Below are 13,497 nucleotides of genomic sequence, written 5' to 3'. Positions count from 1 at the left end.
TAAATATCGCAGGAATTTATGAAGTTATCACGCCAGTTAGTTGTCATTCAAAGTGTCATAATTGCACTTTTAGTTATTGGATACGCTTGGCTTTCATTAATAAATATTCGTCAATTAACGATTCAAGAATTAGTTAATCAATCTAATACGTCCGTTCAATATTTAGTCGCTCCCATTCAAAAAGCCGTTGTAGATGGCAATGAACAGGCTTACAAATCAAAAATTGATACCTATTACGACTCCGGCAACTATTCTAGAATTTCACTTTTTGGAAATGATGATTTAATGCCTAGGTTGTATGAAAGAAACGACTTAGATCAAACTGCGCAAGTACCAGTCTGGTTTATAAAGCTTTTTCCGGTCGAACCCATTGTAGGTAAAAAAGAGATATACCAAGGATTAGATCGATTAGCTTATCTAGAAGTTCAAATTCACCCGTTCGCATTTTATCAATTTGTTTGGAAGCAATTTGTCGATATTATCGCAGTGACTGTATTTGTTGCCTTAGTTGCATGGGCACTTGGTTTTGCATTAATAAATATTGTTTTGCAGCCTATTCTTGCCGTAAAAAAACAAGCTGCAGCTGTAACCAATAAGCACTTTCCACAAATTACAACTCATTCAGGAATTGCCGAGTTTGAGCAACTGATTGAAGTGCACAATGCTATGACAAATCAAGTAAAAGCACTCTTTTCACAACAGCAACAGCAACTTGATAGCCTGAAAGACAATCTGTACCACGAAGCAAGTTCAGGTTTACCTAATAGAGAATATTTTCAACTTACGTTGTCCGATTTCCTTAATCGAAAAAATGAGCGATTGATGGGTGGACTGGTAATGATTCACTTGCATGACATTACAAAGCTTAGACATGATGAGAGCTTTTCCGCGTATCAAGAAGTTGTGGAATATGTCATTAAAGTTGTAGAACGAGTCACAGGAATGGGCAAGAATGCGCCACTGTTTCAGCTAAATGAGCAAGACTTTGCGCTTCTTTTATTGCATCAAGGTACGTCAGAAATCCTTGAATACAGCAAACTTATTGTGAGGCAACTGGAAGATTGTGAAGCGCTAGAGCAACTAGGCGGATGTTATTTAGGCGCCAGTGAGATATTGGAGCAAGATACGCCTCAGTCAATCACTACAAGAACGGACGAAGCGCTAAAGTATGCTAAAAAGACAGATAAACGATTTTACATGGATAAGTCTAATGGCGAGTCTAATAGCAATGCACTTTTCAAATCTAAAGAAGAGCTTATCCACGCAATAGATAGAGCTCGAATTGAGTTTTTTGTTCAGCCTGTTGTCGACCCGGTTTCTAATGAAAAGTTATTTACTGAGTTATATACCAAGCTTTCTGTCGACGAAGTGACTCTCTCATTGCCTCAAATACTTATTCTGGCTGAGAAGTATGAAGTAACGGAAAACCTTGATAAGAAAATACTATTAGAAGTACAGAAACATTTTCAGCTTGGTGCGTTAAATGGAAAAATATCAATTAATGTATCAGCATTCTCGTTTCATTCAACGGCGTTTCAAACTTGGCTCTTTACTTGGTTGTCTGAAGAGCCTGATGTTGCGAAAAGTATTATCATGGAATTTGATGAAATTGATTTAGCACACACCACACAGGCGCGTGATATTAGCTATAAGTTGGCAAACAATGGTGTAGAAGTGGCAATTGATCATTTTGGTCGTGGTTCTAGTAGTTTGTCGCGTTTTTCTGATATGAAACTGCATTGGTTAAAAATTGATAGTCGTTATATTCAAAAAGATTTGACCAATACAAATCGTGATTACTTAAAAATGATCTGTGAGCTGGTGGACAAATTAGGAGTGAAAGCAATTATTCCTAACATTGAAACTGATGAGCAAGTAACTTTGGCGCAAGAAGTTGGTTGTGCTGGTATTCAGGGCTTCAAAATCGCGAAACCAGTGTCTATATTTGAACAAATTTAGTCAACAAAAACGCGATTTCGACCTGTTGCTTTTGCCATTCTAAGAGCAGAGTTTGCGCGTTGTATTGTGCCATCAAGGCCAAGTTTGTCATTAAACTCTGTAACACCTAATGACACAGTGATCTTAGGCAGTTTTTCTTTGCTCTTTGCATTTACAAATTGCAGCTTTTCTACACCAAGTCTAACTTTTTCTGCGACTTCTTTAGCCGCTTGTTTTGATGTCTCTGGAATAAGAACCAAAAACTCTTCACCTCCAGTTCGAATTGGTAAACCAGAATCTGAAACATAACTTTTAACTTTTTGGGCCACTTTGGACAAGATGACATTACCGACGGTTACGCCATAGTTATCATTAAACTGTTTAAAGTGATCTAGGTTTATTGCAATGGCAGCTATTTTTGTAATATCACTTTGTAACCACATATCAACCGTTGCGTTCATGACGCTTCGGTCAAATAGACCTGTCAACTGATCAAGCTTACGGCTTTCTTCAACTTCGTTGATTTGTTGTTGTAATGCTGCGGTTCGTTTTTGCGCTTGCTTAAGTGCATTAACTAATACCTTTTGCGCACTTTTCATCGAAGAAGTAACTTTTAATAATCGTTCAATGACTTGCTGAGAAGTTTGAATATCACTTTTATCTAATAGTAATAAGCCTTCATCCAGCATAGTAATGTAATTTGACGTGTCTTTTTGAGCTTTCGAGGCGTGTCGGGTTGTCGCGTCGACAACGGCATTTATATCTTTTACCAAAGCGCCTTGGTTGTCATCTGCGACGAGTAAGTGTCGTTGAAATAAAGACTCCATTAGGAATGAGTCTATTGTGCGACCTGATTTGATATCAGAATCAAGCTCACGGATTAAATCTGCGTTCGAGTCAGCAACATATTCATAAACGACGCTGTAGTTTATAGGACTAGCTGGCAAGCGATATTGCTTTAAAAAACCTAAAGCTTTTTGAAGCTTTTGGTCTGCTTGCTCCATAGTATCCTGATATTTCATTAAGTACCGACTCCGAAACGACTAACTAAAATGCTTCATGGGGATTGTAGTGGAATATGTATATACAATCTCAATTACACAAGAATATTTTTATAGGTTAGGCTAGTAAACTAAATTCCTTTTATTTTCAGGTCAAGGAAATACTGTAATAATCAGTGTTTAATTCTATATTTTTACAAAATGCACAATAAGAGAATAAATGTCAGTACTAAAAGCGCGCAGTGACGCTCAAAAGTTAGCCAAAAAGCAAGCGATCATAGACGCAGCCAATCAGCTTTACACTCAAGGTGACCTTCCCTCTATCCAGCAAATAGCAAACCAAGCCGGAATCGCTAAAGGAACTGTGTACCTGTACTTCTCATCAAAGGAAGGCATATTTTTAGAGATATACGAACAGTTATGGGTAGAGTGCGTTAATAGTTTTGAGCGTATTGAAAAACCTGAACGATCATTTAAAGGTTCAGACAAAGCAACATGTCACATTATGTCTGTTGTAAACTTTTGGTTTGAAAACCAGAAGTTTAGTCGCTTGTTAGTCATGAAAGATGCGCTTCTTATGCCAAGTCTTTCTAAACAAGAGTTGGCTGGATTTAATGAAAGCTGTCGAGATGTGCTGTTAAAAAAGGCGCGACAGATCTCGTTAATAAACGCGGATTCAGTACGCATAAATGAATATGCCGATCTAATTGATTTAACAATAAAGTTAATCCAATTGGTCTGGCTACAAGATTCTATGTATGATACTCAGGTCCCTGATAAGCAGAGCTTTTGTCAGAATGTTGAGCATGTCGTTGCCCCTCACTGGAATCGCTTTCAAGACAAGTATGAAGCCACAAAGCCTAGGCGCAAAGTTTGGCGATCTTTGTTGGGAACCTCGAAGAATTAATTAACAGGAGAGTAAAATGAAGTCGGTCGTTACGTCTGTATACTTTAAAAAAGCCGTTATATTAGTTATCTCAATGTTGTTAATATCATGCACAAGCAATAATTTTTTGGCCAGTACCAGTACCAGTACCAGTACCAGTACCAGTACCAGCAACAAAGCATTTCAAGTCACAGCCGATCAAGTTTGGCAAGCCTACCTAAAAGCAAATCCATTAACTGCAAGCTATTTTGGAGACACCAACAGCGCAGCAAAACTGCCAGACCTATCTCCCGATGGAATCAAAGCGAACCAACAAGTATTAATTACATTGCTTGCTGAGTTAAAAAAGTTTGAAAGTGTGTCTTTGTCTGAACAGAATCAAATTAATTTACAGATATTAACTCATCGCTTACAAAACGATTTAGATCAAATAAAGTTCAATAGCCACTATATGCCATTAACGGCGGAAGGTGGATTTCATACGTCACTTGCGTTTTTACCGTCCAATACAAAACTCTCTTCTGTAACAGATATAGATAATTATCTGCAAAGACTCAAAGCCTTCAAAGTATATTTTGAGCAAAACATATACTGGATGAAAGAAGGCATTAAAATTGGCTATACGCAACCACAGGTCGTTTTAGAAGGCTATGAGCAAAGTATTGATGGCTTAATATCAAATGAACCGTCAAAAAGTGTCTTTTACCAGCCTTTTACTAAGTTGGACTTTCTTCCGGAAAACAAACGTCACACTTATCAGCAACAAGCAAAAGCGGTTATAAGCGAATTCGTAAATCCTGCATATCAATCATTTCGTGACTTTATGGTTCATGAATATACCCCGAACGCTAAGCGAACCATTGGAATTGATTCGATACCAAACGGCGTAGCGTATTATCAAAATCGCGCCAAACACTACACCACAACAGAGTTGACGGTAGAGCAAATTCATCAACTTGGTTTGGACGAGGTTGCTCGTATACGCTTAGAAATGGCAAAAGTGATAGAGCAAGTTGGGTTTGAAGGAAGTTTCAGCGAATTTTTAAACTTTTTAAGAACCGACCCGCAATTTTATGCAACGTCGCCGAAAGAGCTGCTGATGGAAGCGAGTTTTATCGCTAAAAAAATGGATGCAGAATTACCGAAATTGTTTCAATTATTACCTAGAACGCCTTATGGTGTGGCTCCTGTGCCTGAACACATCGCACCTAAATATACGACAGGTCGATATGTATCGGCGGCAAAAGATACCGATGCCGGATACTATTGGGTAAATACTTATGCCTTAGATAGACGACCTTTGTATGAGCTTGAAGCGTTAACTCTACATGAGGCCGTACCGGGTCATCACTTGCAAATCTCGTTAACGAGAGAGCTTGAAAACACACCAAAATACCGATCGTCATATTATCTTTCTGCGTTTGGAGAAGGTTGGGGACTTTATTCGGAGTGGCTTGGGCTCGAAGTGGGATTTTATCAAGACCCTTATTCAAACTTTGGCCGACTGACCTATGAAATGTGGCGAGCATTACGGTTAGTCGTTGATACCGGTATGCACATAAAAGGTTGGAGTAGGCAGAAGGCGATTGATTACATGACCCAAAATAGTGCACTATCCGCACATAATATCCAGACTGAAGTGGATAGATACATATCGTGGCCCGGACAAGCCTTGTCCTATAAAATCGGTGAGATCACCATTAAAAAGCAAAGAAAAAAAGCGGAACAGGCGTTAGGCGCTAAGTTTGATGTGAGAGCTTTTCATTATCATGTCTTGAAAAATGGCTCGGTAACACTATCTCAGCTTGAACGACAAGTTCAAGATTACATCAATACAGTAAACAAAAATTAGAGAGTAAAAGGAATCTGTCGTGGTAGTAAATAAATTTACCCGATTCTTATGGAAGCAATTTAGCCAAATCACTTGGCCAGCTTTAATAACACTACTTGTGTTGCACGCCACACTTAGTTGGACACTGCTAAGGTGGGCAAATGAGTTGTCGTTACTGGAGTTTCATGAGTATCTTTATTATTACGTGGTAACTACCAGTACGGTAGGTTATGGCGATTTAAGTCCAGCTAGTGAGGCTGGTAAATATATTGTTGCACTATTTCAAATTCCACTGGGCTTAGCGATATTTGGAGCACTGTTAGGGAAAATGGGTCAATCGATTAGCAAGGTGTTGAGGCAAGTTATGACGGGTGAAAAAGATTTTCGTTATTTAGATACACATATCTTAATTTTTGGTTGGCATGAGCGTCGAACACCAAAAATAATTGAGCATATATTAGGTGACAACAAACGCATGCAACGCAAAATACTCCTATGTGTTACGCAAGATATGCATCACCCATTTTACGACAACAGTATGGTTGAGTTTGCTAAACTTAGATCGTTCACTGACAACGATGAGTTAGATCGTGTAGCCGCTAATCATGCCGATAGAGTTATTGTTGATTGCGAAAATGATGATATGACGTTCACTACTGCCCTCAAGCTCAGTAAAATAATTGCAGATGATTGCCATATATCGGCCTATTTTGACGAAGATGAAAAGGTAGAAATGCTAAAAAACTACACAACTAATGTAGAGGCAAATTCGTCAAGAACTGCAGAAATGCTGGTTCGTTCAATGCAAGATCCAGGGAGTAGTAAACTGCTTGAAGAGATGATGTCGACGTTGTGTGGTGAAACGCAATTTTCTACTGAGGTTCCAATTGATGCACCAATTAGCCAATTTGGACAATTATTCTATTATTTAAAACAGCAACATAATGCAATTTTACTTGCGGTAGCAAAAGATCGAATTGGTATGGAAATGAAATTGAACCCAAGTAACGATTTCCAAATCCAACCAGGTTCTGTTATCCACTACGTATCAAAACAACGTCTGATGGCGAATGAAATAAATTGGCAGGCTGCCTGTAAGCACGCCATAAATTAGGGTTATAAATGAGTAAAGTGTTAGAAGATTTATTAGGGCATTTAGCCCTAGAAAAAATTGAAGAAGGCCTATTTAGAGGGCAGAGCCAAAACCTTGGGTTTGGTCGAGTATTTGGTGGCCAAGTTATTGGGCAGGCATTGAGTGCAGCAAAAGAAACCGTCGAAGATAGGTTTGTACACTCATTTCATAGCTATTTTTTACGTCCAGGTGATGACAAAAAGCCGATTGTTTATGACGTTGAAAATATTCGTGATGGTCGCTCATTTAGCACCAGACGAGTAAGAGCTTTACAGTATGGTAAGCCAATCTTTTATATGACAGCGTCATTTCAAACTGAAGAGGTTGGTTACGAGCACAGCCCTGAAATGCCTAATGTTGCGGGTCCTGAAGGACTAAAATCCGAACACGAGTTTTTCCAAGAAAACATCGACAAAATACCCGGCACTTTGCGATCTATTATTGCAGGTGAAAAGCCAATCGAAATCCGCCATGTTCAAGTAAATGACCCGTTTGCGCCACAGAAAATGCCGGGGCGCCGTCAAGTCTGGATTAAGTCCAATGGCAGTCTACCGGATGATGAGCGTATTCATCGATATCTATTGGCTTATGCGTCTGACTTTAACTTTTTACCGACGGCACTATTCCCTCATGGTCGCAGTCACATACTGCCAGACATGCAAGTTGCTACGTTAGACCACTCAATGTGGTTTCATCGTCCGTTTAGAATGGATGATTGGATTTTGTTTGATATGGACAGTACTAGCGCTAGTGGCGGTCGTGGCCTAGTTAAAGGTCAGTTCTTTAATCAAAAAGGTGAGCTTATAGCCTCGGCGATGCAAGAAGGGGTTATTCGAGACTATAAAGCGTTTCCAAAAGATTAGTGAGTGACAACTTGGATCAACTAACTAAAACATGGGATTGCTGATAGTACCGTTGAGTATTATTAGAATTAGCATACAAAAAAGCCCCAGACTATTAATAGTCTGGGGCTTTTTATTAAACCGTAATAAGTTTAGCCAAACTTAAAAGCCGTTCTATTTAATAGTAATTAACCTAATGACTGCAATGATTGCAATATGTCAGATTCTAACAACGAGTTAATTTGATCTGCCGCTAACTTGCCATCATCAGTAAGGTGCATAAGGCCAGCTTCATCTGTATGCACATATTTTTGCTCTTTTAGACATGACACAAAGCTAGAGATGATTTTCTTATCAAAATATTCAGGTGCTTTAATGTCATGCAGAGTTAATAGTCGTTTAGCAAGCTTCAAACAATCGCTTTCTAGCTCGCCACGTTGAATACCGTGAACTTGTTGTATACGGTTGAACGTTAATGCATAGCGCTGCAACGTATCTTTCATTATTTTGGCTAATAAACTCAGCTGCAAACTACCCATAGAAGAACGGTTTTTAATCGAAATAAAGTCGTCTTTCGTTTCTATAATATCGTTGTCAGTAAAGTAATTTAGTGTTTTCTCTACGTATCCATCAACATCGCTGGTGGTAATAAACATCTCGTTTTTTAATAACGGTAAAATATGTTTAACCTTCTGCTGAATCAATTCTCGAGTCGTTTTTCCGGCGTGAGTAAGCTCTGCAGCAACAATAGCAGCGATCGCAAATAGATGAACAACGTTATTGCGATAGTAACTCATCAATATCGCATTTTTATTATCTAACTTAATAATAGTGCCGTACTCATCACTGTCCGAGTCTACTTTTTCTAATAAAATAGCTTCATCAATTATCTCTGATGCTGACTCGCTTGGCGTTTTAACTAAGTTTGAGTACGGAACTGATGTTTGTAGGCCAATATAAAATTCAATTAACGACTCCATTTCAACACGAGGAAGCGCATGGCTGTCCGAGGTTAACAGTGCTAACGCCGACAAATTAACCGTATTTAATACAGCCGCATCATTAATCGAGCCCATGACTTTATTTGCCGTATGATTGACCACAGGTGTTAACCAAGTAGGTTTAACTACATCTGTTGGGTTGATAAGTGATCGCCACTCTGGAGCCTGATCATTTAAAATTTCATTTAGACTGATAGGTTCACCAAAGTTTACATCACCGTGTCCGTAGTTCTTAAGGTTCTTTAAGGCTTTAAAAATACCAAAAATAGACTCACTTTCTTTGCTTTTACCTTTAAGTTCGCTTAGATACGTATTTACTTCCATGACATGTTCATAACCGATATACACCGGAACTAAAGTGATAGGGCGATCAACACCACGAAGCATAGACTGAATCGTCATCGCTAACATACCGGTTTTAGGTGACAACAAGCGTCCAGTTCTAGAGCGACCGCCTTCTGTGTAGTATTTAACCGGATAACCCTTGATAAAGAGTTGTGAAAGATACTCACGGAAAACCGCCGAATATAATTTGTTGCCTTTAAAGCTGCGTCGTAAAAAGAAAGCGCCAGCTTTTCTAAAAATAGGGCCTGCAGGCCAGAAGTTCAGATTGATACCAGCGGCAATATGCGGTGGCACAAGACCTTCATGATAAATAACATAAGTAAGTAACAGGTAATCCATATGGCTGCGGTGACAAGGCACATATACAATCTCATGGCCTTTTTGCGCCAAATCTCTTAACTTGTCGGCATTGTGGACACGAATACCATTATATATTTTGTTCCAAACCCAAGTTAAAACGCGAGAGCCCATACGAATATAATTTTCGTTGTAATCACCTGCGATTTCTTCCAGTAGTTTTTTAGCATTAGCTTTGGCTTCATTTAGAGAAATGTCTTTATCTTCCATTTCCTCCTGTAACGCTTTTTTTAATGCAGGGCTAGCCAACATACTATTAAAAAAGGCTTGGCGAGCCATTACTTTTGGGCCTGTTGCTACAATTCGCTGGCGCTCAAAGTGAATTCGCGCCACGCGTAATAGCTTATGAGCAGTATCTTCAGACGTACCAAAGTCGTTAACCATTTTTTGTAGAGATACCGGTTTACTAATACGAATAAAGCTATGACGACCATATAAAAGAACGATCATCATTTTTCTAAATGGAGTGGTTTGTAATTTTTGCGTAATGATATCCATTAAGCGCGTTTTACGATTGCTGTTTTTCACCGTGCCAGGGTTTCTTCCCCAACAAATCATTACCGGGACAAACTGTATATCTTGTCCAGTGCGCTCAACCAACTCAAGCATTGCCTGACCGGTTTTTAAAGCGCGTCTAGCATGGTGTTTCTCATTCATGAAAATAGAGTCAACGGGCTTTACACCAATAGTGCGTTTTACTGACTCACCTTCAATGTCGATTTTACCAAATGGTGAAGGTAGGTTAAGGCGTTTAGCCGCTTGTTTTAAGGCTAACTTATCCGTGTATGAGTTAGTCATAAGGACATAAGAAATCGGTTTGTTTGAATCAATACCGTTCTCGGTATTTTTCTCGTCTGTGACTAGTTGTGTACGGATAAACGGACGAGTTAACCAATACATCAATACATTTAAAATGGACATAAAAACCTTAATACAAAAATGAAAGCAACAGGGGATTTTAACAAAGGTTAACTAAAATCCCACCATTCTTATTAATTTTATGTTGCACAACCAGAATGCCTGTATATACTGACAGTTATGTTACTGTATGGAAAAACAGATGATGCGCCCACTTACTGCAAGACAATCAGAGATTTTAGATTTAATTAGAGACTCAATCACCTCAACAGGAATGCCACCTACACGAGCGGAAATTGCTAAAACCTTAGGATTTAAATCAGCCAATGCTGCTGAGGATCACCTAAAGGCATTAGCAAAAAAAGGCTTTATCGAAATGCTACCAGGCACCTCTCGCGGGATTCGATTAACTGAAGAAGTGGCAAACGACGATATTGGTTTGCCATTAGTTGGTAAAGTAGCGGCCGGGTCTCCTATTCTAGCCATGGAGCATGTTGATCGTCATGTAAACATAGACCCAGCGATGTTTTCGCCAATGGCTGACTTTTTGCTCAAAGTTGAAGGCGAGAGCATGAAAGATATCGGTATTTTAGACGGTGACTTATTGGCGGTTCATAAAACGCAAACCGCTCGTGATGGCCAGGTTGTTGTAGCAAGAGTTGAAGAGGATGTAACGGTTAAACGACTGGAGCGCAAAGGTAGCCAAGTAATTCTTCATGCCGAAAACCCAGAGTTTGACCCAATCAAAGTAGACTTAAACTATCAAGACTTTGCCATTGAAGGCTTGGCGGTAGGCGTGATCAGAAACTCATCTTTGATGTAACCGACCAGATTAATTTATTTAAGAGTTGTTAAAATCAACTTATTTTAGAAAACTCTTTTAATAGCCTGATGGGCGGTGACATGCCGTCCACTAGTTTATCCTCATCAATTGCATCAAGTATATCTTTTATAATTTGAAGATTTTTAGGCTTCTCGCAATCCAGATTCATCATGTTCATTGACCAACGACTAAATAATCTGAAGCTTGCTGGTTCAAAGTAAACTTTTTTAACTTTGTGATGCCTATCGTCGAGCTGTATTTTTTTGTACAAACTCAAAATGACCTTCATATCCCCTTCTAAAACTTGGAGAAAAACGCCACCGTTGTAAATTAAGTTTCCTGTCACATCTAAGTTTGTATTGTTACTTTTTGCTTTTGTTAATAATTGACTTAATTTCTCGTCACTAAAGGCTTCTGTTGCTCTGCTAATATAGACTAATTGATAAAGGTTCATTACTTCGAATCCTATGCATTGGCGTTGTCATAAGCATAGTTAAAAACAAGCAATGTCGCCGATAAATTGTCGAAGTAATTATTATCGTTTAGCTATTGGTTCTGGGATTGTGATTTGAGGCTAATTGCTCGCTAGTCGACTTCTCTTTTTCTACAAACTTAAGCCATTGAGTTGCCATTTTTTGAACATTTTTATATTCCGCTGCCATATTTAATGCGTCGATGGCAGCTTCAAATTCTTTTAAGTTAAAGTGAGCCATACCAAGGGCGAGATATAAATTCCCGGGATTTGATAGTTGACCGCGCTGTTCTGCTTCAAATGCAGCACTGATCACTTCCCTATACTTTCCTTGTTGAAGCCTAATTTCTGCTATTTGCTGGTGGGCGATACCAGTATCTTCTAACGCAGATAGTACTTCTAAAGTCTCAACGGCTTTGTCGTATTCTTTAGCGGTTAACCATGCTTGTGATAAAAACTTAACGTTTTTTACGTTTTTGGTTAATACATTTTGTTCAATTCCCTGCTGCATCACCATCGCTGCTTTGTACGGTAAGCCATTAAAGTAATATATTTGAGCAAGATTTCTAAAGTCAGATTGGTTAGAAATATAACCCTGCTGATAAGCCGCTTCTAATACGGCTAGTTGTTTATCTTCAGCGCCAATCTCACCGTACATTCCAGCTAACTGTACCCAATATTCAGGTTTGTTAAAACGGCGCACCATTTCTTCTAAAATTGAGGCTACTTTTTTTGGCTGTTTTAATTCGAAATAGGCGGCACGTTGCAGTACAAACCAGTTTTCTTTCGGTTCAACTTCCTGAGCTTTTGCTTCAGCTAATGCTAAGTCAATATATTGAGCTGCGTCTTGATAACGTTTGCCTTGATAGCTTGCCTGCGCTTTAAGTACATTATTCTTAACTGGAATTTCACCCTCGTTAATGCTTTCCCATCGTTCTAAAAATGAGATGGTTTTAGTGTACTCTTCGTTAGCCATAGCAAGTTGTGCTAACGAGAAAAGCGTACTCTTTTCTAGCGACTCCGGAATTGGATCTTGGGCTATTACTTGCTCAAATGCTGCCATTGCTTCTGCCATTTGTTCTGCGTTGTAGTAAATGAACCCATAAAAGTTATACATCATTGCGGTTTCGTAGCTGTTTAAACTGCCTGATTTCGCTTTTACGGAGTCTAAAACTTCTAATCCACCTTTTACGTCGCCGCCATCAGCAAGTTGCTGTGCTCTTGCTAACTGGCTATATACTCGTGAATTCAATGATGGCGTGCGCTTACGTTTTTGCTCCGCGTGGGCGTTGGCAAAATCAACATTAGGTACAATACCAACAAATGAGCTGCCCAAAAGTAAACTAGTCGCAATGAGAGAGGACGTAATAAGTGTTTTCACAGTATTTGCTCCGAATTATCCGTTAATTTCAAAAGTAATGCGGTTTTGTACGCCACTTACTTCCGTTGCTTCGCCATTTACTACGCGAGGCTTATATTTAAATTTAAGGGCGGCGTCTAAAGCTGCTCGGTCAAACAAACCTTCAGGATTTGCTTCTATGACAATAGGTGACTTAACGGCGCCGGTTTTATCAACCACAAATTCAACAATAACGTAGCCTTCAATGCCGCGCTGTAAAGCTCTGCGAGGATATACCGGCGATACTTTAACAATTGGTAAATATTCACCGTCACCTGACTCAAGTGCTAATCCACTTTGTAAAGCCATATCGCCACTGACATCTGCGCTAAAATCAAAACCAGCATCGCCCGCATCTGCAATATCAGGAGACATTTGAGGTTGCTCCATTGGCGGAGGTGGCTCTTGTGGTTGAGGTGGCTTTTTCGGTTTACGATCTTTCTTTTGTACGGTTTCTTCAGGCTTCAAACGAATAAAGTCCAAAACGCTACCTTGTGCTGGATCGGTGATAGCCGAATCTCCAGACTTAATAAGCGCCTGCATACCGTAAAATAAAGCGGTTGTAATAATTCCTGCAATCACAACGGCTGTTAATAAACGAATGAACATAAT

The 13,497-nt window shown here is 39.3% G+C and carries 11 protein-coding genes; 6 read left to right on the top strand and 5 right to left on the bottom strand.

Features of this window, described 5'->3' with window-relative positions:
* The first annotated feature begins 18 nt into the window (after positions 1-18).
* Positions 19-1,959 (top strand): bifunctional diguanylate cyclase/phosphodiesterase, encoded by a 1,941-nt coding sequence (locus tag ACZ1GV_RS12925; RefSeq protein WP_472674522.1) that lies wholly within the window; start codon positions 19-21, stop codon positions 1,957-1,959.
* Here ACZ1GV_RS12925 and ACZ1GV_RS12920 read toward each other — a convergent pair.
* On the bottom strand, positions 1,956-2,960 hold the full coding sequence (locus ACZ1GV_RS12920; protein ID WP_472674521.1) for a GGDEF domain-containing protein: 1,005 nt from the start codon (positions 2,958-2,960) through the stop codon (positions 1,956-1,958). The two genes, ACZ1GV_RS12925 and ACZ1GV_RS12920, sit on opposite strands and share 4 nt — an antisense overlap.
* 199 nt (positions 2,961-3,159) lie before the next feature.
* Here ACZ1GV_RS12920 and ACZ1GV_RS12915 point away from each other — a divergent pair, with 199 nt between their 5' ends.
* The 4 genes from ACZ1GV_RS12915 to tesB are packed head-to-tail and all read left to right on the top strand — an operon-like array spanning position 3,160 to position 7,651.
* The gene (locus tag ACZ1GV_RS12915) at positions 3,160-3,846 is read left to right on the top strand and encodes a TetR/AcrR family transcriptional regulator (protein WP_472674520.1); all 687 of its coding nucleotides are present in this window, start codon (positions 3,160-3,162) and stop codon (positions 3,844-3,846) included.
* Between the two features lie 16 nt (positions 3,847-3,862).
* Entirely contained in the window at positions 3,863-5,677 is a 1,815-nt protein-coding gene (locus ACZ1GV_RS12910; RefSeq protein WP_472674519.1) for a DUF885 domain-containing protein, read from the top strand.
* A gap of 19 nt (positions 5,678-5,696) precedes the next feature.
* Positions 5,697-6,770 (top strand): potassium channel family protein, encoded by a 1,074-nt coding sequence (locus ACZ1GV_RS12905; RefSeq protein ID WP_472674518.1) that lies wholly within the window; start codon positions 5,697-5,699, stop codon positions 6,768-6,770.
* Positions 6,771-6,778: 8 nt separating this feature from the next.
* Positions 6,779-7,651, top strand: a complete 873-nt coding sequence (gene tesB, locus ACZ1GV_RS12900) for an acyl-CoA thioesterase II (RefSeq protein ID WP_472674517.1) — start codon at positions 6,779-6,781, stop codon at positions 7,649-7,651.
* A 167-nt stretch (positions 7,652-7,818) separates the two neighbouring features.
* Here the strand turns inward: tesB and plsB are convergent, their stop codons facing one another.
* Entirely contained in the window at positions 7,819-10,254 is a 2,436-nt protein-coding gene (gene plsB / locus ACZ1GV_RS12895; RefSeq protein ID WP_472674516.1) for a glycerol-3-phosphate 1-O-acyltransferase PlsB, read from the bottom strand.
* 142 nt (positions 10,255-10,396) lie between these two features.
* Here plsB and lexA point away from each other — a divergent pair, with 142 nt between their 5' ends.
* Positions 10,397-11,014, top strand: a complete 618-nt coding sequence (gene lexA, locus ACZ1GV_RS12890; RefSeq protein WP_472675899.1) for a transcriptional repressor LexA — start codon at positions 10,397-10,399, stop codon at positions 11,012-11,014.
* Between the two features lie 34 nt (positions 11,015-11,048).
* On the opposite strand, the gene ACZ1GV_RS12885 is transcribed toward lexA, so the two are convergent.
* The 3 genes from ACZ1GV_RS12885 to ACZ1GV_RS12875 form a co-directional block, all read right to left on the bottom strand.
* Positions 11,049-11,468, bottom strand: a complete 420-nt coding sequence (locus ACZ1GV_RS12885) for a BLUF domain-containing protein (RefSeq protein WP_472674515.1) — start codon at positions 11,466-11,468, stop codon at positions 11,049-11,051.
* Between the two features lie 88 nt (positions 11,469-11,556).
* Positions 11,557-12,867, bottom strand: a complete 1,311-nt coding sequence (locus tag ACZ1GV_RS12880; protein ID WP_472674514.1) for a tetratricopeptide repeat protein — start codon at positions 12,865-12,867, stop codon at positions 11,557-11,559.
* A 15-nt stretch (positions 12,868-12,882) separates the two neighbouring features.
* The gene (locus ACZ1GV_RS12875) at positions 12,883-13,494 is read right to left on the bottom strand and encodes an energy transducer TonB (RefSeq protein ID WP_472674513.1); all 612 of its coding nucleotides are present in this window, start codon (positions 13,492-13,494) and stop codon (positions 12,883-12,885) included.
* Positions 13,495-13,497: the final 3 nt, after the last annotated feature.

The sequence above is a fragment of the Psychrosphaera sp. HA2-10 genome, from assembly GCF_055693745.1.
Note: the sequence above shows the minus strand (reverse complement) of the source record. Positions and strands in the feature narration are given on the sequence as shown.

What these genes read in the sequence shown, in the direction of transcription:
- ACZ1GV_RS12925 (WP_472674522.1), top strand. Translation starts at nt 19, where the DNA reads ATGAAGTTATCACGCCAGTTAGTTGTCATTCAAAGTGTCATAATTGCA.
- ACZ1GV_RS12920 (WP_472674521.1), bottom strand. Translation starts at nt 2,960, where the DNA reads ATGAAATATCAGGATACTATGGAGCAAGCAGACCAAAAGCTTCAAAAA.
- ACZ1GV_RS12915 (WP_472674520.1), top strand. Translation starts at nt 3,160, where the DNA reads ATGTCAGTACTAAAAGCGCGCAGTGACGCTCAAAAGTTAGCCAAAAAG.
- ACZ1GV_RS12910 (WP_472674519.1), top strand. Translation starts at nt 3,863, where the DNA reads ATGAAGTCGGTCGTTACGTCTGTATACTTTAAAAAAGCCGTTATATTA.
- tesB (WP_472674517.1), top strand. Translation starts at nt 6,779, where the DNA reads ATGAGTAAAGTGTTAGAAGATTTATTAGGGCATTTAGCCCTAGAAAAA.
- plsB (WP_472674516.1), bottom strand. Translation starts at nt 10,254, where the DNA reads ATGTCCATTTTAAATGTATTGATGTATTGGTTAACTCGTCCGTTTATC.
- lexA (WP_472675899.1), top strand. Translation starts at nt 10,397, where the DNA reads ATGCGCCCACTTACTGCAAGACAATCAGAGATTTTAGATTTAATTAGA.
- ACZ1GV_RS12885 (WP_472674515.1), bottom strand. Translation starts at nt 11,468, where the DNA reads ATGAACCTTTATCAATTAGTCTATATTAGCAGAGCAACAGAAGCCTTT.
- ACZ1GV_RS12875 (WP_472674513.1), bottom strand. Translation starts at nt 13,494, where the DNA reads ATGTTCATTCGTTTATTAACAGCCGTTGTGATTGCAGGAATTATTACA.